This is a genomic window from Luteibacter sp. 621 (assembly GCF_050435445.1).
Classification (GTDB): Bacteria; Pseudomonadota; Gammaproteobacteria; order Xanthomonadales; family Rhodanobacteraceae; genus Luteibacter.
Genome location: NZ_JBNDKI010000004.1, coordinates 207,662 through 233,093, shown reverse-complemented (window position 1 = coordinate 233,093; position 25,432 = coordinate 207,662). Strand labels below are relative to the sequence as shown.

General features: G+C 64.2%; 27 protein-coding genes and 6 tRNA genes. 26 read left to right on the top strand and 7 right to left on the bottom strand.

All coding sequences use genetic code 11. The features are described from left to right. Positions 1 to 58 precede the first annotated feature (58 nt). The 8 genes from ABIE56_RS07290 (at position 59) to truD (ending at position 7,485) form a co-directional block, all read left to right on the top strand. A complete protein-coding gene (locus tag ABIE56_RS07290; RefSeq protein ID WP_429243148.1) occupies positions 59 to 1,738 on the top strand; it encodes a CTP synthase in 1,680 nt (559 codons plus the stop codon). An 85-nt stretch (positions 1,739 to 1,823) separates the two neighbouring features. Continuing rightward, a complete protein-coding gene (locus tag ABIE56_RS07285; RefSeq protein ID WP_429243147.1) occupies positions 1,824 to 2,207 on the top strand; it encodes a hypothetical protein in 384 nt (127 codons plus the stop codon). Positions 2,208 to 2,217: 10 nt separating this feature from the next. Then, complete coding sequence (gene eno / locus ABIE56_RS07280; RefSeq protein ID WP_429243146.1) at positions 2,218 to 3,516, top strand: phosphopyruvate hydratase; 1,299 nt, start codon at positions 2,218 to 2,220, stop codon at positions 3,514 to 3,516. A 9-nt stretch (positions 3,517 to 3,525) separates the two neighbouring features. After that, entirely contained in the window at positions 3,526 to 3,870 is a 345-nt protein-coding gene (gene ftsB / locus ABIE56_RS07275; protein ID WP_429243145.1) for a cell division protein FtsB, read from the top strand. Continuing rightward, positions 3,870 to 4,559: a 2-C-methyl-D-erythritol 4-phosphate cytidylyltransferase gene (gene ispD / locus ABIE56_RS07270; protein WP_429243144.1), complete on the top strand. Its 690-nt coding sequence runs from the start codon at positions 3,870 to 3,872 to the stop codon at positions 4,557 to 4,559. Before ftsB ends, ispD begins: the two co-directional genes overlap by 1 nt. Continuing rightward, positions 4,556 to 5,032: a 2-C-methyl-D-erythritol 2,4-cyclodiphosphate synthase gene (ispF, locus tag ABIE56_RS07265; RefSeq protein ID WP_429243143.1), complete on the top strand. Its 477-nt coding sequence runs from the start codon at positions 4,556 to 4,558 to the stop codon at positions 5,030 to 5,032. Before ispD ends, ispF begins: the two co-directional genes overlap by 4 nt. After that, positions 5,029 to 6,456, top strand: coding sequence for a magnesium transporter (gene mgtE, locus ABIE56_RS07260; protein WP_429243142.1), 1,428 nt, complete (start codon positions 5,029 to 5,031; stop codon positions 6,454 to 6,456). The genes ispF and mgtE overlap by 4 nt, the downstream gene beginning before the upstream one ends. Positions 6,457 to 6,468: 12 nt before the next feature. After that, complete coding sequence (truD, locus tag ABIE56_RS07255; protein WP_429243141.1) at positions 6,469 to 7,485, top strand: tRNA pseudouridine(13) synthase TruD; 1,017 nt, start codon at positions 6,469 to 6,471, stop codon at positions 7,483 to 7,485. A gap of 112 nt (positions 7,486 to 7,597) precedes the next feature. On the opposite strand, the gene ABIE56_RS07250 is transcribed toward truD, so the two are convergent. Further along, positions 7,598 to 8,140, bottom strand: coding sequence for a Smr/MutS family protein (locus ABIE56_RS07250; protein WP_429243140.1), 543 nt, complete (start codon positions 8,138 to 8,140; stop codon positions 7,598 to 7,600). Positions 8,141 to 8,256: 116 nt separating this feature from the next. On the opposite strand from ABIE56_RS07250, the gene surE reads away from it, so the two are divergent. From surE to ABIE56_RS07230, 4 genes are read left to right on the top strand one after another with little or no spacing between them, the layout of a single operon-like run. Beyond that, positions 8,257 to 9,039: a 5'/3'-nucleotidase SurE gene (surE, locus tag ABIE56_RS07245; RefSeq protein ID WP_429243139.1), complete on the top strand. Its 783-nt coding sequence runs from the start codon at positions 8,257 to 8,259 to the stop codon at positions 9,037 to 9,039. Positions 9,040 to 9,088: 49 nt separating this feature from the next. Further along, positions 9,089 to 9,724 carry a protein-L-isoaspartate(D-aspartate) O-methyltransferase gene (locus ABIE56_RS07240; protein ID WP_429243189.1) on the top strand — a complete coding sequence of 212 codons (636 nt, stop codon included), beginning with the start codon at positions 9,089 to 9,091 and terminating at the stop codon, positions 9,722 to 9,724. 29 nt (positions 9,725 to 9,753) lie between these two features. Next, the gene (locus ABIE56_RS07235) at positions 9,754 to 10,362 is read left to right on the top strand and encodes a YqaA family protein (protein WP_429243138.1); all 609 of its coding nucleotides are present in this window, start codon (positions 9,754 to 9,756) and stop codon (positions 10,360 to 10,362) included. A gap of 23 nt (positions 10,363 to 10,385) precedes the next feature. Further along, positions 10,386 to 11,423: a peptidoglycan DD-metalloendopeptidase family protein gene (locus tag ABIE56_RS07230; protein WP_429243137.1), complete on the top strand. Its 1,038-nt coding sequence runs from the start codon at positions 10,386 to 10,388 to the stop codon at positions 11,421 to 11,423. A 90-nt stretch (positions 11,424 to 11,513) separates the two neighbouring features. Here ABIE56_RS07230 and panE read toward each other — a convergent pair whose 3' ends face one another. The 3 genes from panE to yhbY are packed head-to-tail and all read right to left on the bottom strand — an operon-like array spanning position 11,514 to position 13,138. After that, positions 11,514 to 12,449: a 2-dehydropantoate 2-reductase gene (gene panE, locus ABIE56_RS07225; RefSeq protein WP_429243136.1), complete on the bottom strand. Its 936-nt coding sequence runs from the start codon at positions 12,447 to 12,449 to the stop codon at positions 11,514 to 11,516. A gap of 5 nt (positions 12,450 to 12,454) precedes the next feature. Continuing rightward, a complete protein-coding gene (locus tag ABIE56_RS07220) occupies positions 12,455 to 12,835 on the bottom strand; it encodes an Mth938-like domain-containing protein (RefSeq protein WP_429243135.1) in 381 nt (126 codons plus the stop codon). A 6-nt stretch (positions 12,836 to 12,841) separates the two neighbouring features. Next, complete coding sequence (gene yhbY, locus ABIE56_RS07215) at positions 12,842 to 13,138, bottom strand: ribosome assembly RNA-binding protein YhbY (protein WP_247428011.1); 297 nt, start codon at positions 13,136 to 13,138, stop codon at positions 12,842 to 12,844. A gap of 88 nt (positions 13,139 to 13,226) precedes the next feature. Here yhbY and rlmE point away from each other — a divergent pair, with 88 nt between their 5' ends. From rlmE to ABIE56_RS07165, 10 genes are all read left to right on the top strand, one after another. After that, complete coding sequence (rlmE, locus tag ABIE56_RS07210) at positions 13,227 to 13,877, top strand: 23S rRNA (uridine(2552)-2'-O)-methyltransferase RlmE (protein WP_429243134.1); 651 nt, start codon at positions 13,227 to 13,229, stop codon at positions 13,875 to 13,877. Next, complete coding sequence (gene ftsH, locus ABIE56_RS07205) at positions 13,874 to 15,808, top strand: ATP-dependent zinc metalloprotease FtsH (protein ID WP_429243133.1); 1,935 nt, start codon at positions 13,874 to 13,876, stop codon at positions 15,806 to 15,808. Before rlmE ends, ftsH begins: the two co-directional genes overlap by 4 nt. Before the next feature lie 226 nt (positions 15,809 to 16,034). Next, positions 16,035 to 16,111, top strand: a tRNA-Arg gene (locus tag ABIE56_RS07200). A 136-nt stretch (positions 16,112 to 16,247) separates the two neighbouring features. Continuing rightward, positions 16,248 to 16,324: transfer RNA gene (locus ABIE56_RS07195), tRNA-Pro, on the top strand. Positions 16,325 to 16,348: 24 nt separating this feature from the next. Continuing rightward, a tRNA-Arg gene (locus ABIE56_RS07190) sits at positions 16,349 to 16,425 on the top strand. A 13-nt stretch (positions 16,426 to 16,438) separates the two neighbouring features. Beyond that, positions 16,439 to 16,515 (top strand) — tRNA-His (locus ABIE56_RS07185). A gap of 30 nt (positions 16,516 to 16,545) precedes the next feature. After that, positions 16,546 to 16,621: transfer RNA gene (locus tag ABIE56_RS07180), tRNA-Lys, on the top strand. Between the two features lie 92 nt (positions 16,622 to 16,713). Beyond that, complete coding sequence (locus ABIE56_RS07175; protein WP_429243132.1) at positions 16,714 to 18,363, top strand: phosphoethanolamine transferase; 1,650 nt, start codon at positions 16,714 to 16,716, stop codon at positions 18,361 to 18,363. 116 nt (positions 18,364 to 18,479) lie between these two features. Next, positions 18,480 to 18,564 (top strand) — tRNA-Leu (locus ABIE56_RS07170). 194 nt (positions 18,565 to 18,758) lie between these two features. Next, a complete protein-coding gene (locus ABIE56_RS07165) occupies positions 18,759 to 18,923 on the top strand; it encodes a hypothetical protein (protein ID WP_429243131.1) in 165 nt (54 codons plus the stop codon). Positions 18,924 to 19,166: 243 nt separating this feature from the next. On the opposite strand, the gene ABIE56_RS07160 is transcribed toward ABIE56_RS07165, so the two are convergent. From ABIE56_RS07160 to ABIE56_RS07150, 3 genes are all read right to left on the bottom strand, one after another. After that, positions 19,167 to 19,457 (bottom strand): hypothetical protein, encoded by a 291-nt coding sequence (locus ABIE56_RS07160; protein WP_429243130.1) that lies wholly within the window; start codon positions 19,455 to 19,457, stop codon positions 19,167 to 19,169. A gap of 107 nt (positions 19,458 to 19,564) precedes the next feature. Continuing rightward, entirely contained in the window at positions 19,565 to 19,783 is a 219-nt protein-coding gene (locus ABIE56_RS07155; RefSeq protein ID WP_429243129.1) for a hypothetical protein, read from the bottom strand. A 115-nt stretch (positions 19,784 to 19,898) separates the two neighbouring features. Continuing rightward, on the bottom strand, positions 19,899 to 21,290 hold the full coding sequence (locus ABIE56_RS07150) for an MFS transporter (protein ID WP_429243128.1): 1,392 nt from the start codon (positions 21,288 to 21,290) through the stop codon (positions 19,899 to 19,901). A gap of 91 nt (positions 21,291 to 21,381) precedes the next feature. Between ABIE56_RS07150 and soxR the strand changes: the two genes are divergently transcribed. From soxR to clpX, 4 genes are all read left to right on the top strand, one after another. After that, entirely contained in the window at positions 21,382 to 21,816 is a 435-nt protein-coding gene (soxR, locus tag ABIE56_RS07145; RefSeq protein ID WP_429243127.1) for a redox-sensitive transcriptional activator SoxR, read from the top strand. A 174-nt stretch (positions 21,817 to 21,990) separates the two neighbouring features. Continuing rightward, positions 21,991 to 23,283: a trigger factor gene (gene tig, locus ABIE56_RS07140; RefSeq protein ID WP_429243126.1), complete on the top strand. Its 1,293-nt coding sequence runs from the start codon at positions 21,991 to 21,993 to the stop codon at positions 23,281 to 23,283. A 55-nt stretch (positions 23,284 to 23,338) separates the two neighbouring features. Continuing rightward, entirely contained in the window at positions 23,339 to 23,965 is a 627-nt protein-coding gene (clpP, locus tag ABIE56_RS07135; protein ID WP_425492858.1) for an ATP-dependent Clp endopeptidase proteolytic subunit ClpP, read from the top strand. Positions 23,966 to 24,068: 103 nt separating this feature from the next. Further along, a complete protein-coding gene (gene clpX / locus ABIE56_RS07130) occupies positions 24,069 to 25,358 on the top strand; it encodes an ATP-dependent Clp protease ATP-binding subunit ClpX (protein WP_429243125.1) in 1,290 nt (429 codons plus the stop codon). Positions 25,359 to 25,432: the final 74 nt, after the last annotated feature.

Here is a 25,432-nt window from a genome sequence, read left to right as displayed (position 1 = left end):
CCCTCGCGAGCGGCCCGGCACTCGGGTAAAATACAAATTTCCAGCACTGGCTGCTCGCATGACTCCCCTGATTTTCGTCACCGGCGGTGTGGTGTCTTCCCTTGGGAAAGGCATCGCAGCGGCGTCGCTTGCCTCCATCCTCGAGGCGCGTGGTCTCTCCGTGACCATGATGAAGCTCGATCCGTATATCAACGTGGATCCGGGCACCATGAGTCCCTTCCAGCACGGCGAGGTGTACGTCACCGATGACGGCGCCGAGACCGACCTGGACCTGGGCCACTATGAGCGCTTCGTGCGTACCCGTCTCACGGGCAAGAATTCCATCACGGCCGGCAAGATCTACGAATCGGTGATCCGCAAGGAGCGCCGCGGCGATTACCTTGGCGCCACCGTGCAGGTCATCCCGCACATCACCGATGAGATCAAGCACTCGATCCACGAAGCGACCCGTGGTTTCGACGTAGCGCTGGTCGAAGTGGGCGGCACCGTGGGCGATATCGAATCGCTGCCGTTCCTCGAGGCGATTCGTCAGCTGCGCATTGAGCACGGCGCCGAGAAGTGCATGTTCGTGCACCTTACGCTGGTGCCGTACATCAAGGCAGCCGGTGAAATCAAAACCAAGCCGACCCAGCATTCGGTGAAGGAGCTGCGTTCGATCGGTATCCAGGCCGATGTGCTGCTGTGCCGTGCCGAAGAAGCGCTGCCGGACGCCGAGCGCCACAAGATCGCGCTGTTCACCAACGTGCCGAAGAACGCCGTCATCAGCATGATCGACGTCGATGTGATCTATAAGCTGCCGATGTGGCTGCACGAGCAGGGGCTGGATGACCTGGTCATCAAGCGCCTCGGCCTCGATGCCGGTCCGGCCGATCTTTCGAGCTGGGTGCGTACGGTGGAAGCGGTGGAACACCCGCGCGATGAAGTCACCGTCGCCATCGTCGGCAAGTACGTTGAGCACAAGGATGCCTACAAGTCGCTGGGCGAAGCCCTTCGCCATGGCGGCATCAAGCAGTCCACCCGGGTCAAGCTGGAGTGGATCGATTCGGAGGACGTGGAAGCGCGCGGCGCGCGCACCGTGCTCGGTGGCGCCGACGCCATCCTGGTGCCCGGCGGGTTCGGCAAGCGCGGCTTCGAGGGCAAGATCCTCGCGGCGCAGTTTGCCCGTGAAGCCGGTATCCCGTACTTCGGCATCTGCTACGGCATGCATGCGGCCGTCGTCGAGTTCGCCCGTAACACGGCAGGCCTCAAGCAGGCCGATTCCAGCGAAAACGATCGCAACACGCCGGATCCGGTCATTGCCCTGATCACCGAGTGGACTACCGCGGCCGGTGAAACCGAGCAGCGCAGTGAGCGCTCCGACCTGGGCGGCACCATGCGCCTGGGCGCGCAGGAATGCCGCCTGAAAGCGGGCACGCTGGCCCGTGAGCTGTACGGCGAGGACGTGGTGCGCGAGCGTCACCGCCACCGCTACGAGTTCAACAACCGCTACCGCCAGTCGTTCGAAGACCTTGGCCTGGTCATCTCGGGCAAGTCCATGGATGACCTGCTGGTGGAAGTGGTGGAACTGCCGCGCAACGTGCACCCGTGGTACCTGGGCTGCCAGGCGCACCCGGAGTTCACCTCCACGCCGCGCGAAGGGCACCCGCTGTTCATCGGCTTTGTTCGGGCCGCGCGCGAGTACAAGGCCGTGCGCGATGGGGAAAAGCTGGCGACCCGCTCCGAAGAATCGGCCGCTTGACGCTATGATGGGCATTGCCCGGCGCGCTTGAGCGCCGGGCACACACACCACGGAGGCCAGGGGCCTCCCCAGGAGACGGGCGCCGATGGTCGAAGACAGCGGGATCCACAGCGCGGGCGACTACGCCCAGCGTGCGGCCAGGTTGCCGCAGTCGGGTCTCGGCATCGCGTCTTTCATCATCGCACTGGTTTCCGGCCTGGCCGTGCTGGGTGGTATCGCGTTTTCGGCGCTGCTCATTTCGGCGGGCGATACCTCCGAGCACATGCCGCTGTTTGGCCTGATCGGCCTCGTTCTTATCTTCTTCCTGCTCATGGCGCTGGTCGGCACCGTGCTCGCCCTGGTGGCCCTGCGCCGCCAGGATCGCCGGCGCACGTTTGCCGCGATAGGCCTTGGGCTCAATGTTTTCATCCTGCTTGGTACCGGCGCCATGATGGCGCTCGGTACCGTGCTCCGTCATTCCAACTCGTAACGGGAAGCGCATGACCACCTCCATCACCAAAATCCACGCCCGCGAAATCCTCGATTCGCGCGGCAATCCCACCCTCGAAGCCGAAGTTACGCTGGCCGATGGCTCCTTCGGCCGCGCGGCTGTGCCCAGCGGTGCCTCCACCGGCACCCGCGAAGCGGTCGAGCTGCGCGACGGCGACAAGTCGCGCTACGGCGGTAAGGGCGTGACCAAGGCGGTCGCCAACGTCAACACCGATATCGCCAAGGCGCTCGCCGGCTATGACGCCGCCGACCAGAAGGGCCTCGATGCCAAGCTGATCGCGCTCGATGGCACCGACAACAAGGGCAAGTTGGGTGCCAATGCGCTGCTCGGTGTCTCCATGGCGGCCGCGCACGCGGTGGCCGCTTCGAAGAAGCAGGCCTTGTGGCAGTACCTGATGGTGCCGGGCGGCGGTACGCTGCCGGTGCCGATGATGAACATCATCAACGGCGGCGCGCACGCCGATAACAACGTCGATGTGCAGGAATTCATGGTGCTGCCGGTGGGCGCGCCGAGCTTCGCTGAAGCCCTGCGTTATGGCGCGGAGATCTTCCACGCGCTGAAGTCGGTGTTGAAGGGGCGCGGCCTGAACACGTCGGTGGGCGACGAGGGCGGCTTTGCGCCGAACCTTAAGTCGAACGTCGAAGCGCTCGATACGATCCTGGAGGCCGTGAGCAAGGCCGGTTTCAAGGTCGGCAGCGATATCCTGCTCGGCCTGGACGTGGCCAGCTCGGAGTTCTTCAAGAACGGCAAGTACGACCTGGAAGGCGAGGGCAAGGTCTTCACCCCGGAACAGTGGGTGGATACGCTGGCTTCGTGGGCGAAGCAGTACCCGATCGTCACCATCGAAGACGGCATGGCCGAAGGCGACTGGGACGGCTGGGCGCACCTGACCAAGGTCGTGGACGGCGCGATCCAGCTCGTGGGCGATGATCTGTTCGTCACCAACCCGAAGATCTTCCAGGAAGGTATCGACAAGAAGATTGCCAACGCCATCCTGATCAAGGTCAACCAGATCGGCACGCTGTCCGAGACGCTGGAAGCCATCGCCATGGCTGACCGCGCAAAGTACGCAGCCATCGTGTCGCACCGCTCGGGCGAAACCGAAGACACCACGATTTCGGATATTGCGGTGGCGACCACGGCGACCCAGATCAAGACCGGTTCACTGTGCCGCACCGATCGCGTGGCCAAGTACAACCAGCTGCTGCGCATTGAAGAAGCCCTGGGCGCGAAGGCGGTCTACGCCGGCCGCAACGCGTTCCCGAACCTCACCAAGCTGCCGGGCTAAAGAGGTTACGTGAGCAACGCGGCACTCCTGCGCTGGGTCGGCCTGATCCTTGTCGTCATCCTCATCGCGCTGCAGCTGAAGCTGTGGGTCGGCGGTGGGGGGATGGCCGAGGTCGAGTCATTGCGTGTATCGGTCAAAAAGCAGACCGAGGACAATGCCGCGTTGCAAAAGCGTAATGAAGCGCTGGGCGCCGACGTGGAAGACCTGAAGCACGGTGAGCAGGCCACGGAGGCGCGTGCGCGCCAGGAGCTGGGCCTGATCAAGCCGGGCGAGACGTTCTACCAGGTGGTGGAGCCGGGGGCCGCAACCAGCGCGCCGCCGACCCCGCCGCCCGTCACCGCCGGCGATCAGTAATGGATGCGCTCTGGTGCGTGATTCCGGCCGCCGGCAAGGGCGTCCGGGCCGGTGGCGACCGGCCGAAGCAATACCAGCACGTGGCCGGTAGGCCATTGCTGGACCACACGCTGGAACGCCTGGCGGCGCACCCGCTTATCGCCGGGCTGATGGTCGTTATCGCGGCCGACGATACCCATTTCGCCAGCATCGACCAGGTGCGTGGCAAGCCGTTGCTCACCACGCTGGGTGGGAGCGAGCGCAGCTATTCCGTGTTGGCAGGGATCGAGGCGTTGCCCGATTCGGTGGGCCCCGATGCGTTCGTGCTGGTGCACGATGCCGCGCGACCCTGTGTGCGGGCGGATGACATTACGCGCCTGGTGACGGAAGCAGGGCAGCGTGAGGGCGGCCTGCTCGGCGCGCCGTTGCGCGATACGCTCAAGCGTGCCGATGCCACCGGCCATAGTGCCGAGACCGAGCCGCGCGATGGGCGTTGGCGTGCCTTCACCCCGCAGATGTTTCGCCGTGCCGAACTGGCGCGTGCACTCCGCCTTGCCGCCGGGGCCGGTATCGTCGTGAGCGATGAGGCCATGGCTATCGAACGGGCGGGCGGTAAGCCGCTGCTGGTCGAGGGCTCGGAAGACAATATCAAGGTCACAACACCGGCGGACTTTGCCTTGGCGGAGTTCCTGCTCGGGAGGATGAAATGATTCGCATCGGACAGGGATTCGACGTACACGCCTTTGGCGAGGGTGACCACGTGATGCTGGGCGGCGTTCGTGTGCCGCACAAGCAGGGCGTGCTGGCCCATTCGGATGGCGATGTCGTGCTGCACGCCTTGTGCGATGCCTTGCTGGGCGCGCTGGCGCTGGGCGATATCGGCAAACATTTTCCGCCGTCAGATGACCAGTGGAAGGGCGCGGATAGCCGCACCTTCGTGCGCGCCGTGCGTGAGCTGTTGCTGGCGCGGGGTTACGTGCTCGGCAACGCGGATGTCACGGTGATCTGCGAGGCACCGACGGTGCTCCCGCATGCGGAGGCCATGCGCGTGAACATCGCCGCGGACCTCGGCGTGGATATCGATCGCATCAGCATCAAAGCCACGACGACGGAGACCCTTGGCTTCACCGGCCGTCGTGAAGGTATCGCTGCGCTGGCGAGCGTGCTGGTACAGCCCGCATGACTGAACTGGACGCCCGCGCGTCGACGCCCCGCCTGCAGGATCGCCTCGAAGCGATCAATGATCTGCTGCGCCGGCGTGAAGCGCTGGTGGCCCTGGAGGCTGCGACACCGGCCGGCGATACGGAAGCCCTGGCCGCCGTCGATGCCGGGCTGCAGGCGACCCTGGATGCGTTGCACCCGGCCGACCTGGCCGACGTGCTGGAATCGCTGCCACTCGAGGGGCGTCTTGCCGTATGGCAGCGCGTACGCAGCGACCGCGATGGCGAGATCCTGCTCGAAGTCTCCGATTCGGTCCGCGAATCGCTCATCGCGGACATGGACGATAGCGAGATCCTCGCCGCCGTCGAGCCGCTGGATGCGGATGAGCTGGCCGATCTGGTCGATGACCTGCCCACCGAAGTGCTGCCCGAACTCATGGCCAGCCTCGATGCGCAGGAGCGCGAGCGCGTGCAGGCGGCCATGTCCTACGAGGACGACCAGGTCGGCGCGTTGATGGATTTCGACATGGTCACCATCCGCGAGGACATCAGCCTCGAGGTGGTACTGCGTTACCTGCGCCGCTTCGAGGAATTGCCAGCGCAGACGGACAAGCTGTTCGTCGTCAACGCCGACCACGTGCTTACCGGCGTGCTTCCGCTGCACTGGCTGCTGGTCAATTCGCCGGACAAGATGGTGCGCGAAATCATGGCGCCGGACGTGAACACGTTTGGGCCGGAAGACGACGCGTACGATGTCGCCCAGGCGTTCGAACGCTACGACCTGGTCACCGCCCCCGTCGTCGATGCGCATATGCGCCTCATCGGCCGTATCGCGGTTGATGCCATGATCGACTTCATCCGCGAGGAGGGGGAAGCCGAGGCACTGTCGCGCGGCGGCCTGCGTGAAGAAGAAGACATCTTCGCCTCCGTATGGAAATCCGTACGCAATCGTTGGGCGTGGCTGGCGACGAACCTGGTTACCGCATTTATCGCGTCACGCGTGATCGGCCTGTTCGAGCACTCGATCGAGCGGCTGGTGGCGCTCGCTGCGCTCATGCCTATCGTGGCCGGTATCGGCGGCAACTCCGGCAACCAGACCATCACCATGATCGTGCGCGCCATGGCGCTCGAGCAGGTGGGTGTGAACCAGGCCGCGCGCCTGTGGCGCAAGGAACTGGGTGTGGCGCTGATCAATGGCCTGGTCTGGGGCGGCGTGATCGGTATCGTCGCGTGGTTACTGTACGACAGCGCATCGCTGGGCCTGGTCATGACCGCCGCGATGACCCTGAATCTGCTGCTTGCCGCCTTCATGGGCGTGGGCATTCCTATGTTGATGGTCAAGCTGGGGCGCGATCCCGCGCTGGGTTCCAGCGTGCTGATCACGGCCATGACCGACAGCGGTGGCTTCTTCATCTTCCTTGGGCTGGCCACCCTGTTCCTGATGTAAAGGCGTTACCCGATGACCGAGAACGAACTACCCTTCGCGTTTGGCGTGCCGCCGCTGCGCGCGCGCCTGCGTAGCCAGCCAGAGGATTTCTTCGTGGAAGAGATCCTTGGCTACGCGCCGGATGGCGCGGGCGAACACGCGTTCGTGCTGGTGGAAAAGCGCGGCGCCAATACCGATTGGGTGGCGCGTGAAGTGGCGAAGTTCGCGGGCACCTCGCCCATGAACGTGGGCTACGCCGGCATGAAGGATCGGCACGCGGTGACGCGCCAGGTGTTCACGGTGCAACTGCCCGGCAAAGCCGATCCGGATTGGAGTGCATTTCCGCATGCCGATGTGACCCTGACGGCGTTGGGCCGGCATTCGCGCAAGATCAAGCGCGGCGCATTGCGTGGCAATCGCTTCGTGCTGGTGTTGCGTGAGGTGGAAGGTGATCGTGCGGAAGCCGAAGTGCGCCTTGCTGCCATCGCAGAACGTGGGGTGCCCAATTACTTTGGCGAACAGCGTTTTGGCCTGGGCGGTAACAACGTCGAGCAGGCGCGTGGCATGTTCAAGGGACGCCGCGTCGATCGCGACAAACGCTCCATCCTGCTCTCCGCCGCGCGCTCGCACATCTTCAATGGCGTGCTGGCGGCGCGGGTTGCCGCCGGTACCTGGGATGCCGCGATGGAAGGCGAGATCTGGGGCCTCGATGGCTCGCGATCGTGGTTCGGCCCCGAAGCGTTCAATGGCACGCTTGCCGAGCGCCTCGCGCGCTTCGATATCCACCCGACCGGGCCCCTTTGGGGTAGCGGGGAGACGCCGGCAGGTGCCGATGTCGCCGCGCTGGAGACGGCGGTCGCGGCTCGCGATGCAGACCTGGCCGAGGGCCTGGCCGGCGCGCGCATGGACCAGGAGCGCCGCGCGCTGCGTCTCAAGCCCGCTGACTTCGCCTGGCGCTGGCTGGACGATGGCGCACTCGAAGTGAGCTTCGCGCTACCGGCGGGCGCCTATGCCACGACCGTCATCCGCGAGATTGCCACCACCGCGTAATCGGCCGCACCCTGTAGGAGCGCGCTTGCGCGCGATAAGCCTGCAACGCAATGACGCCACGCCGCTCGGCACCGCCGGATCGCGCGCGGGCGCGCTCCTACAAGGGTTTGCGTCAGGCTTTGAGCAGCACGACCACCGCGCCGGTGCCACCTTGCATCGGCCGCGCCGAGGCAAAAGCCACCACATCGTCACGCCGCCGTAGCAATTTGTCGGTGAGTCCTTTCAATACCGGGCCGGCCGCCTTCGAGCGCAGGCCCTTGCCGTGGATGATGCGCACGCAGCGCAGGCCATCGCGGTGGCATTCGGCCAGGAACTCCGTGATGGTGAGTTGAGCTGCCGCGGCGTTCATCTGGTGCAGGTCCACATCGGCCTGGATGCTGAACTGGCCGCGCTTGAGTTGTTTCAACAGCTTCGGCGGGTAGCCGTCGCGCAGATACGACAATTCTTCGCCCACCTCGAGATCGGCGGGGTCGTAGTCGAACAGCATCGAATCGGCGGGAACCGCCGCCTCATCCGCATCGCGCATGAAGGGGACCGGGGCAGGGCGTGGCCGTTCGGGCGCGATTTCCGCCGCCACCACGGGCCGAACGTCGCCAATCGCCTCGCGGAACAGGCGGCTATCGTCGTCGTGTACCGAGGGACTGCGTCGTTTCATGAACTCCATCCTAGCCGGTTCCGGTGAATCCCGCGCCCCGCTCCGGTAGACTTGGGCAGTCGCGCGGCCCAGGTTTGATATAGGGTCGCCAGCCCCGTTTTTCGATCTGGATCAGCATGCAAGTTCTGGTTAGCAACGACGACGGCGTGGAGGCTCCGGGCATCCGGGTGCTGGCCGAGCGTCTTGCCGGGTTCGGTACGGTGACAGTGGTCGCCCCTGACCGTGACCGCTCCGGCGCGAGTAACTCGCTCACCCTCGATGCACCCATTCGTGTGCACCGCCTTGACGATGGCCGTTACCGCGTAGCGGGCACGCCGACCGATTGCGTGCACCTTGCGCTGTCGGGTCTGCTGGAGCATGAGACCGACATCGTCGTCTCCGGTATCAATAACGTCGCGAACCTGGGCGACGATGTCATTTACTCCGGTACGGTGTCCGCCGCCATGGAGGGGCGTTTCCTTGGCTTGCCCGCCATTGCGGTGTCGCTGGTCACGAAGGAAGGCTCGGGGCATCATTTCGAATCGGCCGCCAGCGCGGTGCTCATGCTGGTCCGCCGGCTGGTCATCGATCCGCTTCCTGCCGATACGATCCTCAACGTGAACGTCCCCGACTTGCCGTGGGAAGAGATCCGTGGATTCGAGGTCACGCGGCTGGGCAAGCGGCACCGCTCGGCGCCCGCCATCCGCAGCGAGGATCCGCGCGGCCGTGCCATGTGGTGGATCGGGCCGCCCGGCAAGATCGATGACGAAGGCCCCGGCACCGATTTCAACGCCGTCGCACGTGGATACGTCTCGGTGACGCCCATCCACACCGACCTTACGCGTTTCCAGGCATTGGAGAAGGTGAGCAGCTGGATGTTGCCGCTCTCCGCGTCCATGGATAACGAGGAGGCGGCATAACGTGGTGAACCTGCACGCCCTGCCTCCCTCGGCCCTGCGTGGCGAGGGCATGACTTCGCAACGCGCGCGCGACCGGCTAGCCGCGAAGCTGGTGGAAGAAGGTATTCGTGACGAGCGCGTACTGGAAGTCATCCGGCAGTTGCCCCGCCATCACTTCATCGACCAGGCGCTGCATTCCCGCGCTTACGAGAATACGGCGCTCCCCATCGGCCACGGGCAGACCATTTCCCAGCCCTGGATCGTGGCGCGCATGACCGAGGCACTTATTGAGCATGGGGTGCCTGAGCGAGTGCTGGAAATTGGCACAGGCTCCGGGTACCAGGCTGCGGTGCTCGCTGGCATCGTGCCCACGGTGTATACGGTCGAGCGCATCGAGGAACTCCTGCGCCAGGCCCGCCGTCGCTTCCGCCAGCTGGGCATCGAAAACCTGCGTTCCCGCCACGATGACGGCAAGCTGGGCTGGCCTTCGGATGCGCCTTTCGATGGCATCATCCTTACGGCCGCCGGCGACCGTATTCCCAACCAGTTGCTCGATCAGCTGAAGCCGGGCGGCGTGCTGGTGGCGCCCGTAGGCAGCCCTAGCCAACAGGTGCTGGTGCGCTTGCGCAAGGATGATCAGGGCGACGTGGTCCGCGAGGAGCTCGGCCCAGTGAGCTTCGTTCCGCTTCTCGGCGGCATCGGTTGATGCGCCTCATTCACAAGGGAGCCCGCTGAATGCGGCTGTTTGGATCACTTTACGAGCGCGCCATCACCTGGGCACGCCACCGCCACGCGGTGCGCTACCTGGCGGGTCTTTCCTTCGCCGAGGCATTCATTTTCCCCATCATGCCCGAGGTCATGCTGGCCCCGATGATGCTGGCGGAGCCGCGCAAGGCCTTCCGCTACGCCAACTGGAGTCTGCTGTTCTCGCTGCTGGGCTCGCTGGTGGGCTATGCATTGGGCCACTTTGCGTACGAGGCGCTGAAGCCGCTGCTCGAGTCGCTGCATCTGCTCGCGCATATCGAAGAGGGCGTGGCAAACCTTCGCAAGGATATGCAGGCCCACGCCCTGGGGCTTTATATCGTGCTGGCCATGGCGGCGCTGCAGCCCGTCGTGCCGATGAAATTCGTGACCTGGGCCTCGGGTATTGTCGGGGTGCCGATCCTGCCGTTTTTGCTCTGCATGCTGATCGGGCGGGGCAAGCGCGTGTGGCTGCTGGCCCTGCTTGTCCGCGTGTTTGGTGAACGGGCCGAGCAGATGCTCCGTAAACACATCGAGTGGATCGGCTGGGCTGTTATCGTAGCCATCATCCTCCTGGCTGCCTGGTGGTTCCTGTTGCGATGAGCGCCCGAGAAAGGAAAGCCGCGATGCGCACGCTTCGCCCGCTGGCACTGGCCGCGGCCGCTGGCATGGTTCTCCTCGCCGCCGGCTGTAGCGACCTCGATCCCACCCGCCATTCCGTGGTGGTCACGCGGCCCGCGGGCTACTCGCCGGCGTCGCCGCACGGAGCCACCCCCACGCCTCCTCCGCCCGGCGGCAGCTACCGGGTAGTGAAGGGCGATACGCTCTACAGCATCGCGTTCCGCAACAAGGTCGATTTCCGTGACCTTGCCCGGTGGAACAACGTCGATTCGTCCTACACGATCTGGCCGGGCCAGGATCTGCGCCTGTCGCCGCCGGATCAGGGCAGGGCGGCACCCGCCGCGGTGCCTGTGCATGGCGCCCCCGTGGTGGTGGCCGCCGTTCCGCCGGCCGCGAATGCCACTCCGCCGGCTCCGCACACTGCGAATCCGGCACCCGTTGCACCCTCTCCCCAGCCTGGCTTCCAGAGCGTGACCGAGGCTGACGCGGCGCCAGCGCCTGCGACAACGACCAACACGCCGGTGGTGGTGGCTGGCAAGCCAGCGGACTCGGTGGTTCCGTCACCGTCGGCGGCTGCCGCCGCCGCGGCCGCGCCGTCAGCACCGCCACCCCCGGTGGAGAATCCGCCCGCTTCGACCCCGATCATCGCCAGCGGCGCCACCCGCAATGCGGGCGGTATCACGTGGCGCTGGCCGGCCGATGGCACGCTGATCAAGCGTTTCGCCTCAGGCGATGCCATTCCTGGCATCGAGATCGGCGGCAAATCCGGCGATCCCGTGCGGGCCGCCGCCGACGGCGTCGTGGTCTACAGCGGCAACGGCCTGGTGGGCTATGGCGAACTGGTCATCATCAAGCACAGCGATAGCTTCCTCTCCGCGTACGGCCACAACCGCAAGCGCCTGGTGAAGGAAGGCGAGAAAGTGAAGGCTGGCCAGACGGTGGCTGAGATGGGCTCGTCGGGTGCTACCCGTGATGAGCTGCAGTTCCAGATCCGTCGCGACGGCAACCCGGTCGATCCGTTGCAGTTCCTGCCGCCGAAATAAGAGCATCGCGCGCAAGCGCGCTCCTACTGGCGTTACCGCATCACTGCTACCGTAGCTCTTGTAGGAGCGCGCTTGCGCGCGATCGACGCCTCAAGCCAGGCGCAGCGTCCGCGCTTCAAACGCCTGCAAATGCGCCCACGCCGTCTCCAGCATCGGCGCCTTGATCCCCTGCGTATGCGCCCGGCGCAGCATGTCACCCACGATATGGTCACCCTCGATTTTCTGCCCCGATTCCAGGTCGCGCAGCATCGAGGCCGTGAGCGGCGAGCCCGCCTGGGTCAACACCTTCCAGGCCATCGACCGAGCCTGGTCGGGCACCGGCTGGCCGGAAGCGCGGGCTACCGCAAGGCATTCGTCATACAGCTGTTCCACCAGGCGGCGGCCGTCGTCGGTGCCGACGATATCGCCGATGCTGGCCCGGAACAGGCAGGTGCTCCCGGCGAGCGCGGTGAGAAAGGTGAACTTCGCCCAGAGGTCGCGGGCGATATCGGTGGAATGCACGTGGTCGACTTTCGCCTGGGCGAAGGCGGCGGCTAGCGCGTCGCAGCGGTTGCCATGGGCGTTGCCATCCCGTTCGCCGAACGTCACCGAGGCGCCGTTGCCGTAGTGGATCACCTCGCCATCCGGGCCTTTGCCCGCGCTGATGACGCACATGCCGCCGATGACCTTGTCTGGCCCGAAACGGGCGTCGAGCGTCGCGTAATGGGCAAGGCCATTGAGGATAGGCAATACGGCGGTGTTCTCACCCACGGCCGGGTCGATCGATTCGATCGCCGAGTGCAGGTCGTAGGCCTTGCAGGCGAGCAGTACCAGGTCGAAGGTGCCTGCGTCTGCCACGGTTTCCGTGGTGACGTGCTTCACCTTCAAAGTGGCATCGCCGAACGGGCTTCGAATGATGAGGCCTTTCTCATCCAACACCGCCGCACGGGGTGGCCGCACCAGGAAGGTCACGTCGACGCCAGCCTGGGCCAGGCGCCCGCCGAAGTAACCGCCGGTCCCGCCGGCGCCAAGGACCAGGATGCGCATCGGTTTTAGCCTTGCTTGGGCAGGATAAAGGCGACCAGTACCCGGCGGCCTTCACCGGATAGCAGGCTGTAGGTGCGGGCGGCGGAGCCGCTGGTCATGGCTTCGACACCGATGCCGCGGCGAAGGAACCCCGCCATGACCTCGGCCGGCGGGAACACCTGCCGCTCCCCCGTGCCCACGATGACGATCTCGGGCTTCAGGGCGGCGATCGCCTCAACGTCGGCGAGGCTCATCTGCTTCGCGTCGGTGACGGCCCAGTCCTCGACCACCCGCTCGGGCGTGAGCAGGAGGCTGGCGTGAAATTCGCGATCCACCACGGTGATGGTGTCCGCGCTTACCCGGCGCACGAAAAGGTATTCGCCAGGGCGGTCGAGCGTGAGGTCCATACGGGCTTACCGGGGCAGGGCGAGCTTCGGATCCTGTTCGTTGCGGCGGAACAGGACCACCACGTGGCCGATTTCCTGGACGGTCTCGGCACGGGTCTCGCCGGTGAGGAAGGCGATCTGGGCCTGGCGCTCTTCCTTGTCACCCCCCGACAGCTTCACCTTCACCAGCTCGTGCTGGTCCAGGGCATTGCCCAGTTCCTTGGCCACGGCGTCGGTGGCGCCCTTGTTGCCAAGCAGGATTACCGGGGAAAGGTCGTGCGCCAGGCTGCGGAGGTAGCGGCGCTGCGTAGGGGAGAGCGACATTGCGTTCAGGTTCGATTCGCGGGGGAGATGCCCCAAAGGGTATCATGCGTGCCCCCCTCTCTTCTTTAACTGGCGGATTCCCCGGCCAATGGCACGCAGTAAAAGCAGCTCCCGCTGGCTCAAGGAGCATTTCGACGACCCCTACGTCAAGCGGGCCCAGGCCGAGGGGATGCGTTCGCGCGCCGTTTTCAAGCTGGAAGAGGTTCTTGAGAAAGATCGCCTGATCAAGCCCGGCATGACCATTGTCGACCTGGGCGCGGCCCCGGGCGGATGGTCGCAGCTGGCGCGCCAGCGCCTCGGCGAATCCGGCAAGGTCATTGCGCTGGATATCCTGCCCATGGTCGGCCTGTCTGGCGTGGACTTCATGCAGGGCGATTTCCGTGAAGAAAGCGTGCTCCGCGAACTGGAAAGCATGCTCGGCGGCCAAAAGGTCGATCTTGTCCTGTCGGACATGGCCCCCAATATGTCCGGTGTGGCCCTGGCGGACCAGATCCGAGCCATGGATCTTTGCGACCTTGCCCGGCAGTTCGCGCTCGACTGGCTGACGCCTGGCGGTTCGTTCCTGGTGAAACTGTTCCAGGGGCCCGGTTTCGATGAGTACCTAAAGAGCTTGCGCGCTGACTTCAGTCGCGTGACGATGCGTAAACCGAAGGCCTCCCGCGCGCGTTCGCGAGAGGTCTATGCGCTGGCGACCGGCCTCAAATCCGCGTCCCGGCAACCTGGCGAGAACCGCGCATGAATGAGATGGCTAAAAACCTGTTGCTGTGGCTGATCATCGCGGTGGTCCTGCTAACCGTGTTCCAGACCTTCAACCCGCACAGCGGATCGTCGCAGGACATGTCCTACACGGCGTTCGCCCAGCAAGTGGATAACGGCAACGTCGCGAGTGGCACGATCACCTCGTCGGCCCCGCCCACCATCACAGGCAAGCTGAAGGATGGCGGCAGCTACCGCACCGTCGTGCCCGTGGTCGGCCTTTCGACCAGCGACCTGGTCAAGCAGATGCGCGACAAGGGCGTCGAGCTTCGCCAGGAGCCAGCCGATAACGGCTTCTCGCTGATCGGCCTGCTGTTCAACTGGCTGCCCATCATCATCTTTGTTGCCGTGCTCATCTGGTTCATGCGCCAGATGCAGGCGGGCTCGGGTGGCCGCGGTGCCATGAGCTTTGGCCGCTCGCGCGCCAAGCTGCAGGGCGAGGACCAGGTCAAGGTCAACTTCACCGATGTGGCCGGTTGCGACGAGGCCAAGGAAGAAGTGGGCGAGTTGGTCGAGTTCCTCCGCGATCCGGGCAAATTCCAGAAGCTGGGCGGCAAGATCCCGCGCGGCGTGCTCATGGTCGGCCCCCCGGGTACCGGCAAGACCCTGCTCGCCAAGGCGATTGCCGGCGAAGCCAAGGTCCCGTTCTTCTCCATCTCCGGCTCGGACTTCGTCGAGATGTTCGTCGGCGTCGGCGCCAGCCGTGTCCGCGACATGTTCGAGCAGGCCAAGAAGCACGCCCCCTGCATCATCTTCATCGATGAAATCGATGCCGTTGGCCGCCATCGTGGCGCCGGCATGGGCGGCGGTCACGACGAGCGCGAGCAGACGCTGAACCAGCTGCTGGTTGAGATGGATGGCTTCGAGGGGACCGAGGGCATCATCGTTATCGCCGCGACCAACCGTCCCGACGTGCTGGACCCGGCGCTGCTGCGTCCGGGCCGCTTCGATCGCCAGGTGGTCGTTGGCCTGCCGGACGTCAAGGGCCGCGAGCAGATCCTCAAGGTGCACATGCGCAAGGTGCCCACCGCCGCTGACGTCGAACCGATGACGATCGCCCGCGGTACGCCTGGCTTCTCCGGTGCCGATCTCGCCAACCTCGTCAACGAGGCGGCGTTGTTCGCGGCACGCGAGAACGCCCGCGAAGTGCGCATGAGCCACATGGACCGTGCGCGCGACAAGATCCTCATGGGTGCCGAGCGTCGCTCCATGGCGATGAACGACGAAGAGAAGAAGCTCACCGCGTATCACGAGGCCGGCCACGCCATCATCGGCCGCCTGGTGCCCGAGCACGATCCGGTCTACAAGGTCACGATCATTCCGCGTGGCCGCGCCCTGGGCGTCACCATGTACCTGCCGGAAGGCGACCGTTACAGCCTGAACAAGGTCGCGATCGAGTCGCAGCTGGCGTCGCTTTACGGCGGCCGAGTGGCGGAAGAGATCATCTTCGGCGTCGACAAGATCACCACGGGCGCGTCCAACGATATCGAGCGCGCCACCAAGATGGCCCGCAACATGGCCACCAAGTGGGGCCTGTCCGATGAGCTTGGCCCGGTCATGTACGGCGAAGAGGAAGACGAGGTCTTCATCGGTCGCTCTGTAACGCAGCACAAGAGCGTCTCTAACGAGACGGCACGCAAGATCGATGAAGTGGTGCGCACGATCCTTGATCGCGCTTACGCGCGCAGCAAGGAGCTGCTCACCACCAACATCGACAAGCTGCACGTCATGGCCGAGGCACTCCTGCAGTACGAAACCATCGATGCGCGCCAGATCGACGACATCATGAATGGTCGCGAGCCTGGGCCGCCGGCTGACTGGCAGAAGCCGGGTTCCACGCCGCCGCCTCCGCCGCCGCGTGGTGACGCTGGCTCGGCGCCGGACAAGGTCGGCAAGCCGGCGACACAGTTGTAAAAGGGAAGGGCGGCCACTGGCCGCCCTTTTTTTTCGTGATTGGCAATCAGGCTCAAATCCCTTTGCGACAACGATTTAGCCGTCTATTCGGCTCGACTGTTACTGTTGCGAGAAAAAAAGTTTCAAAAAAGTGTTGACGCCCACCCCGGATATCTGAATAATTCCGCTTCTCGGCACGGCGGTAACGCTTCACAGCGGTCTCCACCGGGTCTAAGGTTTTAAGTGTGCGCCCGTAGCTCAGTTGGATAGAGTACCAGGCTACGAACTTGGTGGTCGGGAGTTCGAATCTCTCCGGGCGCACCATTTTTTGAATCCATCGAAGCATAAGCGGTTCGGTGGCGGTAGTTGAAAGTGTGGTGTGTTCATACGGATTGACGGGCTAGGCTTTGACCCGTAGCATCTGAAGGCTTCGCCAGGGTATCGGTGTAGTTTAAGGTTTCGGGGTATAGCTCAGTCTGGTAGAGCGCCAGCTTTGGGAGCTGGATGTCGGGGGTTCGAATCCCTCTGCCCCGACCAACTGGTGCTCTACGTACAGTGCCTGCGCCTGTAGCTCAACCGGATAGAGCATCGGCCTTCTAAGCCGACGGTTGCAGGTTCGATTCCTGTCGGGCGCGCCAGTTCAGGTTTATGGTGGGCGTAGCTCAGTTGGTTAGAGTACCGGATTGTGATTCCGGATGTCGTGGGTTCGAATCCCATCGTCCACCCCACTTTTTAGCAACACACAATTTAAGTTTTACGGGCCGTTAGCTCAGTTGGTAGAGCAGTTGACTCTTAATCAATTGGTCGTAAGTTCGAATCTTACACGGCCCACCAATTCGAATAAGGCACTTAGAGAAATCTAAGTGCCTTTTTCTTTGTTCCGATTTCGCCATGGCGCCGAGAGGGCCCCGGGGCCGGCACGACCTATGATCATTCGAGACAACGTGGGGGCGCGGCGCGCCAAGTGGGCGCTGCCAGCCTGGGGGCTGGGCGCCATCGTCGCCGTGTACATCCTGGCGGTGCTTAATCGTGGCCTCTGGTCGGAGCTGGCCCATGCGCTCGAGGCATCGCGCGGGACACCGGGATTCTGGGGCCTGAGTGTTGCCGTTTGTTGTCGTCTTGTCGGCAACCTTGTACTGACCCTTGCGCTTGTCACCTGGCCGCGCGTTGGCAAGGCCTTGCTCGCCATCCTGATCCTCGTTTCCGCCGCAAGCGCGTATTACACCGAGACCTTCGGTGTGCATCTGAACGAAGAGATTATTCAGAGCATCTTTGAAACGACGCGTGCCGAGGCCGCTGCCCTCATCACGTGGGCCTTCGTTGGATGGTTTCTCGCGTTTGGCGTGTTGCCCGCGGTCCTGGTGCTGCTGGTTCCTGTGCGTTTCATGCCGGGATGGCGGGGCCTGGGCTGGCGCGGCGCGGTGATTCTCGCTGCTGCTGCGCTGTTGGTCGTGCCGCCGCTCCTGACAGGCCGCAACTACGTTTACTTTGAGCGCAATCACCGCGGTATGTACGACGTGTACAACCCGTACGCGGCGCTGAGCGGCACCTTCCATTACCTTCAGAAGGATGTGTTCCGTAAGAAGAAGGCGGTGACGCCGATCGGCACGGACGCCACGCTGGCACCTGGCGCAGCCATGGCCGCGCGTAAGCGCGTGGTGGTGCTCGTGGTCGGTGAGACGGCGCGTGCGGAGAACCAGTCGCTCCAGGGCTACGGTCGCGACACCAATCCCGAGATGAAGCGCGCCAACGCGATTTATTTTAGCGACGCCTGGTCATGCGGTACGGCGACCACGGTTTCGGTACCGTGCATGTTCTCCAACATGACCCGCGAGAAGTTCGACAAGCCCGTCGCCAAGGCGCACTGGAACGCCCTGGACGTGCTTCAGCATGCGGGCGTGGACGTCTACTGGCGCGACAACGACGAGGGCTGCAAGGATGTCTGCGCGCGCGTGCCGAACGACGACCTGACCGACGCGAAGATCGCCACGCTGTGCGATGCCAGCGGTTGCCTCGATGAGGTGTTGCTGGGGGACCTTGCCGATCGCATCGCGAAGATGCGGTCGCCGGCCCTGGTCGTGCTGCACATCAAGGGCAGTCATGGCCCGGCGTACTTCCAACGCTATCCGGCCGAGTTCAACGTGTTCAAGCCGGGCTGCGATACCGCCGAGGTGCAGACCTGCACCTATGCGCAAACCGTGGCCAGTTACGACAACACCATCCTGTACACCGATCACATCCTGGGCAGGGTGGTGGATACGCTGAAGGCCGACCCCGAGGTCGATAGCGCCATGATGTATCTGTCCGACCACGGCGAATCGCTGGGCGAGAACGATGTGTACCTGCATGGCGCCGACTGGGCCACGGGCCCGAGCCAGCAGAAGCACATTCCCATGCTGATGTGGCTTTCGCCTGGCTGGGTGCGCGACAGCGGCGTCCGCCTGGATTGCATGGCCCGGCGCCGCACGCAGCCCGCCAGTCAGGACAACCTGTTTCACACCTTGCTGGGCTTCTTTGATACGAGTTCGGAGGTTTATAAGCCGGAGCTGGATCTGTTGGCGGGCTGCAAGGGCTAATTGGCCCTGAGGCCTGGTCAGGGCAGGGAAGGCGGGCATAGGCAGAATGGCCAATAACGGCTGCTAACAGCCGGTTATGGACCCGCAGGCTGCCTCCCCCTAGAATGGCGCGGCACGCGAGAGTGGCGGAATTGGTAGACGCACCAGATTTAGGTTCTGGCGGGGTAACCCGTGGGGGTTCGAGTCCCCCCTTTCGCACCATAGGGACTCCCCTAGATTCAATCAGTTAGGCGTTACGCCATCGTAAGAGATACATCTGGCGTAACAATCACTGTCCCGTAACGCTCAAGCCCTCGCAACCGAGGTGCCGCGCATCGCAGTGAGCGCCGCAGCGCCGTCGACCTTGCTGATCTTTCTCCGCTGATAAGCTCGCCTAGAGACTACGAGGACGACGAATGGCAACCGCTCGCGGCGTTGTGTACCCAGCCCCCGGTCCAATGTTTCCGATGCTCGCCGTGGTCATTGACGACGACCTCGGGGTGATCTTCGCGAAGCCGGTTGACAGCGAAGTCGAAGGGCAGTGGTTGATTCAGTCGGTGATCGACGGCCTGCCGTGCTAGGTCTGACTAGTTTTAGGTTCTGGCGGAGTAATCCGTGGGGGTTCGAGTCCCCCCTTTCGCACCATAAAGTCGAACGCCCCGGCATTATTGAATGTTGGGGCGTTTGTTTTTCAGGTGGCGTCGCGGATGGATGCACACGGGCTGTCAACGCACGCGGCCCAAGTGAAAGGATCATTGGGCGACACCAACCGGTGTCCGCAAAGGCGTACTGGATCAACACATTGCGGCATCAGATGCGTCAACTCATGATGCCTTGAGTAGGACAGTGACCAGACCGGCTATCGCGCTGATGCCGCCGACAAGGAGCGCACCGAAGCTGAGCCACGGATATAGTCGCGTTTCCTCGGTGTACTTTCGTGTCTCCGCAATGAGCCTCGAGGTCATGGCCTGTGTTTGTACCAGATCCTCCGTCATCTTCCTTTCGACTTCGAACCTGATCTTCTTGAGCTCGGCGCGGAGCTTTTTGCGTTCCAGCCGTGCCCTCTGTCGGTCATCGTCTCCGAAGTTCTTGTCCATCGCTCGATTGCCGTCCATGAATGTTTGCCTTGATGCCTGCAGGCGCGAGTTACCTTCGTTTAAGGTAGGCACGTTCGCCGACCCGTTCCAGTCGCCGTCGCCCGACGCGAAGCGTAGGGTTTCCCTTAGATCTTCCTGGCGATCGTGAACAGCAAGGTCGCAAAGGTTGCGAGTGACGTGAGGATCGATGTCACGAGGCCCGCGCCGATCCAGAACGGATACCAGTTCTTCTCGTACTCAAGCTTGTCCAGCTCGGCGTACATCTTGCGCATCTCGAGCGACGTGCGCTTGTATTCCTCGAACCAGCGCTTTCGTTCTTCGTCCAATGCAATGGCCCTGTCCATGATGTTTGTTCATCTCACAGCGTAGCAGGCGGAATTTGCCTTGCTGCAGGGTAGGTAGCGCGCGTGATGGCGGATAGGGGGCGTCGCCCTGGCATCAGCGTAAGGTTTTCCCTTGCTACACCTGGTTCGGCGCATTCGTCCTGCGCGCCACGACGTTCGCCAGCCACGCCAATGCCACCGTGATCGCAAAGTTCGCGCCGAACGCCATGGTCTGCGAGACATTGAGCAATGCCGCAAATAGCGAACCGCCGATCGCGAGTGTCGCGGCCACGGCGAGCGATTCGCACAGCTGAAGCGCGGAGGCGTTCGTGCCCTGTTCGTGCGGCGCCGACATTGAAAGCGCGAGCGTGGATACCGTGCCGTAGACCATGCCGATGCCGAGGCCGGTCGTAAGCCAGCCGAGCACGGCGACCGTCACAGGCGTCGCGGCGAATGTCGCGAGCCCGGCGATGATCGTGCCGATGGCCATCAAGCCCGTCCCGCGGTTGAGCAGCGCCTGGCGGGAGATCTTCGCCAGATGGCCCTGGTACCACGAGCCGGAGAACCAGCCGACGGCGCCTACGCTGATGGCGAGCCCGGACCACGTTGGGGACAGCCCATGCTGGCGCGAGAAGGCGAGCGGGAGGAAGGCTTCGGCACCGAAGAACGCAGACGCGACGAGTCCGCGCAGGCCGACCACCGATGGCAGGCCGCGTGCGGCCCGAAGGGTCCCGGGCGGGAGCAGCTGACGGCCGCAGCCGATGAGGGCACCGAGTGCCGGCACGAGCAGGGCGACTGCCCGCCAGCCGTGTTCCTGGCCCGCGAGGAAGAGGGCGCATGCACCCATGGATGCGCCAATGGCGTTCAGCATCCGGCCGGGGCGTTCGTCGTTGTGCGCGACCGGCGGATCGAGGCTACGCAGTGCGCCACGGAGACCCAGGGCGGCCGGCAGGGCCAGCAGGGGGACGCCGAGGAACACCCAGCGCCAGCCGATGTGCTCGACGATCAGGCCGCTGACCGCCGGGCCGATCAGTGCCGGTACGACCCAGCCCGCCGAGAATGAGGCGAAGACCTTCGGGCGGAGGTGGTCGGGGTAGAGCCGGCCCACGATCACATAAAGCGCGGGTGACAGGAGGCCGGCTCCCAGGCCCTGAACCAATCGGCCCATCAGCAGCATCGGCATGGCGTGCGCGAAGCCCGCAACCAGCAAGCCGGCGACGAAGCCGGCCAGACCGGTCCACATGGCCGGGCCTGGCCCGCGCCTGTCGCTCCAGCGGCCCGAGATCACCATGCCAATCACGCTTGTGGCGAGGACGCCGCCAAAGGCGAGTGCGTAGATTCGCAGGCCATCCAGTTCGCGAGCCACGGTAGGCATCGCCGTCGTGACGGCCAGCGCCTCGAAAGCGATCAGGGAAATCAGCGCCACCATGCCGAGTGTCGCGGCGCGGTAGCGGGGAGCGAGGATGCCTTCGGCGGCGGGGGAGGCCGAGGCGTCGAGGAGCTTGGGGTCAGACGTGCCCACGTTCATTTCAATCCTTGGGGGAGCGGGAGTGTCGCACGCTTGCGTGCGGCGCCCGGAAGGAACAGGATCGGACCTGAACCAAAGTTGAGGTCAAGCCATGCGTGAACTGAGCGTGGGCGAGGTGGCCCGCCGGGCCGGGGTCGCCGTATCGGCGCTGCATTTTTATGAACGAAAGGGCCTGATCCACAGCCTGCGCACCGCCGGCAACCAACGCCGGTATGCCAGCGACGTCCTGCGCCGGATCGCGGTCATCCGGGTCGCCCAGCGCGTAGGAATCCCCCTGGAGGCCGTGCGGCAGGCGCTGGCGAGCCTGCCCGAGGGCCGCACGCCCAGCCGGGATGACTGGGCAGGCCTGTCCGAGCGGTGGCGCCAGGACCTGGACGAACGCATCTCCCAGCTCGCCAACCTGCGAGACCGTCTGGGCGATTGCATCGGCTGCGGCTGCCTCTCCATGTCGGCCTGCGCCCTCGCCAACCCGGGCGATGCGCTGGCTTCGGAAGGGGGCGGTCCACGGCGCTGGACGGGCCTGTAAGGCCTGTTGCGGCGGTATGACGGCAAAACGTAGAATGGGCAGTCATTTGCGGGGTTTTCGCCAGCGCCGGTCGGTCCGGGGTGGGGCCGGGCGCTCGCAGTGAATCCCTTAGGTATTGGTCAAGGCGGCGGATGCCGCCATCGCGCCGCGTTAGCGGCGGTTTCAGGAGAGGTCATGCAGGTTTCGGTTGAGAATGTCGGCAAGCTCGGGCGCAAGCTCACGGTGAAGTTCCCGGCCGAGCGTCTGGAGACGCAGGTCTCCGAGCGCATCGCGGAAATGGGCCGCACGGTCCGCCTGAAGGGCTTCCGTCCCGGCAAGGTGCCCACCACGGTGATCAAGCAGCGCTTCGGCGCGCAGGTCCGTGGCGAGGCCCTCTCGGATCTCATCGGCACCACCCTGCGTGAGGCCGTGAACCAGGAGAAGCTGCAGCCGATCGCCAACCCGTCGGTCGATACCACGGGCAATGCCGTCGATGGCGAGATCGCCTACACCGCTACCTTCGAGATCATGCCGGAGTTCCCGGCCATCGACGTGGCCGCGCTGGAAATCGCCCGCCCGAAGGCTGAAGTGAAGGACACCGACATCGACAAGATGATCGAGACCCTGCGCACCCAGCGTCGCAGCTTCGATGACGTGTCGCGCGCCTCGAAGGAAGGCGACTTCGTCATGTTCGAATACTCGGCCGAAGCCGGCGATTACCGTTTCCCGGCCGAAGGCCTGGAGCGCGCGGGTAGCGTCATCGGTTCGGGCACGCTGTTCAAGGCGCTCGACGAAGCCCTGACCGGCCGCAGCGCGGGTGACGACCTGGTCCAGGACGTGGCCTTCCCGGAAGATTTCCGTAACCCGGAACTCGCCGGCAAGACCGCCAAGGTCACCTTCAAGATCATTAAGGTCCAGGAGCCGAACCTGCCGGCCGTGGATGCCGAATTCATCCAGCTGTTCGGCGTGGCCGATGGCGATGTCGAGACCTTCCGCAAGGAAGTGCGCGCTAACCTCGAGCGTGAGCTCAAGGCCACGCTCATGGCCCGCCTGAAGTCCGAAGTGGCTGAAAAGCTCGCCGGCGCCTTCCCGGAGCTGGACGTGCCCGACCTGATGGCCAACGCCGAGGCCCAGAGCCTGGCGGCCGGTAACCTGCCGCGCGGCCAGCAGCCGTCGCCGGAGATGGTGGCCCAGGCCCTGCCGTTCGCGAAGAAGCGCGTTGCCGCGGCCCTGCTCATGGGCGAAATCGCCCGTAAGAACGAGCTGCGCCTCGATCGCAAGCGCATGGGTGACATGCTGGCGGCGATCGCCTCCACCTATGAAGAGCCGGAAAAGGTCATTGAACTGTATAACAGTGACCCCCAACTGATGCAGGGACTGCAGAACCGCGTAATGGAAGATCAGGTGGCCGAGTGGGTGGCGGATAACGCCAAGTCCACCGACCAGGAACTGAGCTTCGACGAGGTGATGCGACCGATCGGCGCCTGAGGTGCCGGTCTACTGGCAACAACCGGGCCCCACACGAAGGAGAGACCCCATGTCCATGGCTCCGATCCAGAACCTCAACCTGGTGCCCATCGTCGTCGAACAGACCTCGCGCGGCGAGCGTTCGTACGACATTTACTCGCGCCTCCTGAAGGAGCGCGTGATCTTCGCTGTTGGCCCGGTAGATGACTACATGGCCAACGTGATCGTCGCGCAGCTCCTGTTCCTTGAATCGGAAAACCCGGACAAGGACATCAACCTGTACATCAACAGCCCGGGTGGTTCCGTCACCGCGGGCATGGCGATCTACGACACCATGCAGTTCGTGAAGCCGGATGTCAGCACCATGTGCATCGGCCAGGCCGCCTCCATGGGCGCCCTGTTGCTGGCGGCTGGTGCGGCCGGCAAGCGTTACTCGCTGCCGCACTCCCGGATCATGATCCACCAGCCCTGGGCTGGCGGCATTTCCGGCCAGGCCACCGATATTGAGATCCACGCCCGTGAAATTCTCACGATGCGTGAGCGTCTCAATGCCATCCTGGCGAACCACAGCGGCAAGACGGTCGAGGAAATCGCCCGTGATACCGAGCGCGACCGCTTCATGAGCGGCGCGGAAGCCCAGGCTTATGGCCTGATCGACTCGGTCCTCGATAAGCGCACCGTTGACACCGTCAAGTCGGCTTGATCGGTTATTTCGCTTGTGAAATCCAGCACTTCGCCCCGGGTTCCCGGGGCGGGGTGCTGTGCTATTCTCAAAGCGCATCTAGATCCTCAGTAGGGCCCAAAGCATGAGCGACGAGCGGCAAGGCCGTTCCAACGACGGCAAGATTCTGTACTGCTCCTTCTGCGGCAAGAGCCAGCATGAAGTGCGCAAGCTGATCGCCGGCCCCAGCGTGTTCATCTGCGACGAATGCGTTGAGCTGTGCAACGACATCATCCGCGAGGAATTGGAAGAAAAGGCGGCCTCGGGCCGTACCCAGCTTCCGAAGCCGCGCGAAATCATGGAAGCGCTTGACCAGTACGTGGTCGGCCAGACGCGCGCCAAGAAGGCGCTGTCCGTTGCCGTCTATAACCACTACAAGCGCATGGAGTCGCGCCAGAAGAACGACGACGTCGAACTCGGCAAGTCGAACATCCTCCTGATCGGTCCCACCGGTTCGGGTAAGACGCTGCTGGCCGAAACCCTGGCCCGCCTGCTCAACGTGCCGTTCACCATCGCGGATGCCACGACGCTGACCGAAGCCGGTTACGTCGGTGAAGATGTCGAGAACATCATTCAGAAGCTTCTGCAGAAGTGCGACTACGACGTCGAAAAGGCACAGAGCGGCATCGTCTACATCGATGAAATCGACAAGATTTCGCGCAAGAGCGAAAACCCGTCGATCACTCGCGATGTGTCCGGCGAAGGCGTTCAGCAGGCCCTCCTGAAGCTCATCGAAGGCACGCTCGCTTCGGTGCCGCCGCAGGGTGGTCGCAAGCATCCGCAGCAGGAATTCCTGCAGGTCGACACGCGCAACATCCTCTTCATCTGCGGCGGCGCGTTCGCCGGCCTGGAGAAGGTGATCCAGCAGCGTTCCGAGACCACGGGCATCGGCTTCGGCGCCGAAGTCCGCTCGAAAGAGCGCACTGAGAACGTCGGCAAGATGCTTTCCGAAGTGGAACCGGCGGATCTGGTCCGTTTCGGTCTTATCCCTGAGTTTGTCGGCCGCCTGCCGGTGGTCGCCACGCTCGATGAGCTGGATGAAGCCGCGCTGGTGCAGATCCTTACCGAGCCGAAGAACGCCGTCACAAAGCAGTTCCGCAAGCTGTTCGATATGGAAGGCGCCGAGCTCGAGTTCCGTCCGGAGGCGCTATCCGCCATCGCCAAGCGCGCGCTCAAGCGCAAGACCGGCGCGCGTGGGCTTCGCACCATCCTGGAGCAGGTGCTGCTCGATACCATGTTCGAGCTTCCGTCGCTTGAGCATGTGAGTAAGGTCGTGGTCGATGATGCTGTCATCGATGGCCAGGCTGAGCCGTACCTGATCTATCGCGGTAACCTGCAGCAGCGGGTCGCCGGCGAGGGTGGCGACGCCGCCTGAAGCGAGGCCGCAAGGTAAACGGAGCGGCCCCGGCGCGTTAGCGCGCCGGGGCCGTTTTTGTATGTAGGCCTGGG

What these genes read in the sequence shown, in the direction of transcription:
- ABIE56_RS07155 (WP_429243129.1), bottom strand. Translation starts at nt 19,783, where the DNA reads ATGGACAGGGCCATTGCATTGGACGAAGAACGAAAGCGCTGGTTCGAG.
- clpP (WP_425492858.1), top strand. Translation starts at nt 23,339, where the DNA reads ATGGCTCCGATCCAGAACCTCAACCTGGTGCCCATCGTCGTCGAACAG.
- ispF (WP_429243143.1), top strand. Translation starts at nt 4,556, where the DNA reads ATGATTCGCATCGGACAGGGATTCGACGTACACGCCTTTGGCGAGGGT.
- ABIE56_RS07290 (WP_429243148.1), top strand. Translation starts at nt 59, where the DNA reads ATGACTCCCCTGATTTTCGTCACCGGCGGTGTGGTGTCTTCCCTTGGG.
- ABIE56_RS07160 (WP_429243130.1), bottom strand. Translation starts at nt 19,457, where the DNA reads ATGGACGGCAATCGAGCGATGGACAAGAACTTCGGAGACGATGACCGA.
- mgtE (WP_429243142.1), top strand. Translation starts at nt 5,029, where the DNA reads ATGACTGAACTGGACGCCCGCGCGTCGACGCCCCGCCTGCAGGATCGC.
- rlmE (WP_429243134.1), top strand. Translation starts at nt 13,227, where the DNA reads ATGGCACGCAGTAAAAGCAGCTCCCGCTGGCTCAAGGAGCATTTCGAC.
- surE (WP_429243139.1), top strand. Translation starts at nt 8,257, where the DNA reads ATGCAAGTTCTGGTTAGCAACGACGACGGCGTGGAGGCTCCGGGCATC.
- ABIE56_RS07235 (WP_429243138.1), top strand. Translation starts at nt 9,754, where the DNA reads ATGCGGCTGTTTGGATCACTTTACGAGCGCGCCATCACCTGGGCACGC.
- ABIE56_RS07165 (WP_429243131.1), top strand. Translation starts at nt 18,759, where the DNA reads ATGGCAACCGCTCGCGGCGTTGTGTACCCAGCCCCCGGTCCAATGTTT.
- tig (WP_429243126.1), top strand. Translation starts at nt 21,991, where the DNA reads ATGCAGGTTTCGGTTGAGAATGTCGGCAAGCTCGGGCGCAAGCTCACG.
- ABIE56_RS07250 (WP_429243140.1), bottom strand. Translation starts at nt 8,140, where the DNA reads ATGAAACGACGCAGTCCCTCGGTACACGACGACGATAGCCGCCTGTTC.
- clpX (WP_429243125.1), top strand. Translation starts at nt 24,069, where the DNA reads ATGAGCGACGAGCGGCAAGGCCGTTCCAACGACGGCAAGATTCTGTAC.
- panE (WP_429243136.1), bottom strand. Translation starts at nt 12,449, where the DNA reads ATGCGCATCCTGGTCCTTGGCGCCGGCGGGACCGGCGGTTACTTCGGC.
- ispD (WP_429243144.1), top strand. Translation starts at nt 3,870, where the DNA reads ATGGATGCGCTCTGGTGCGTGATTCCGGCCGCCGGCAAGGGCGTCCGG.
- ABIE56_RS07230 (WP_429243137.1), top strand. Translation starts at nt 10,386, where the DNA reads ATGCGCACGCTTCGCCCGCTGGCACTGGCCGCGGCCGCTGGCATGGTT.
- eno (WP_429243146.1), top strand. Translation starts at nt 2,218, where the DNA reads ATGACCACCTCCATCACCAAAATCCACGCCCGCGAAATCCTCGATTCG.
- ABIE56_RS07175 (WP_429243132.1), top strand. Translation starts at nt 16,714, where the DNA reads ATGATCATTCGAGACAACGTGGGGGCGCGGCGCGCCAAGTGGGCGCTG.
- ftsH (WP_429243133.1), top strand. Translation starts at nt 13,874, where the DNA reads ATGAATGAGATGGCTAAAAACCTGTTGCTGTGGCTGATCATCGCGGTG.
- soxR (WP_429243127.1), top strand. Translation starts at nt 21,382, where the DNA reads ATGCGTGAACTGAGCGTGGGCGAGGTGGCCCGCCGGGCCGGGGTCGCC.
- ABIE56_RS07240 (WP_429243189.1), top strand. Translation starts at nt 9,089, where the DNA reads ATGACTTCGCAACGCGCGCGCGACCGGCTAGCCGCGAAGCTGGTGGAA.
- truD (WP_429243141.1), top strand. Translation starts at nt 6,469, where the DNA reads ATGACCGAGAACGAACTACCCTTCGCGTTTGGCGTGCCGCCGCTGCGC.
- yhbY (WP_247428011.1), bottom strand. Translation starts at nt 13,138, where the DNA reads ATGTCGCTCTCCCCTACGCAGCGCCGCTACCTCCGCAGCCTGGCGCAC.
- ABIE56_RS07285 (WP_429243147.1), top strand. Translation starts at nt 1,824, where the DNA reads ATGGTCGAAGACAGCGGGATCCACAGCGCGGGCGACTACGCCCAGCGT.
- ABIE56_RS07150 (WP_429243128.1), bottom strand. Translation starts at nt 21,290, where the DNA reads ATGAACGTGGGCACGTCTGACCCCAAGCTCCTCGACGCCTCGGCCTCC.
- ABIE56_RS07220 (WP_429243135.1), bottom strand. Translation starts at nt 12,835, where the DNA reads ATGGACCTCACGCTCGACCGCCCTGGCGAATACCTTTTCGTGCGCCGG.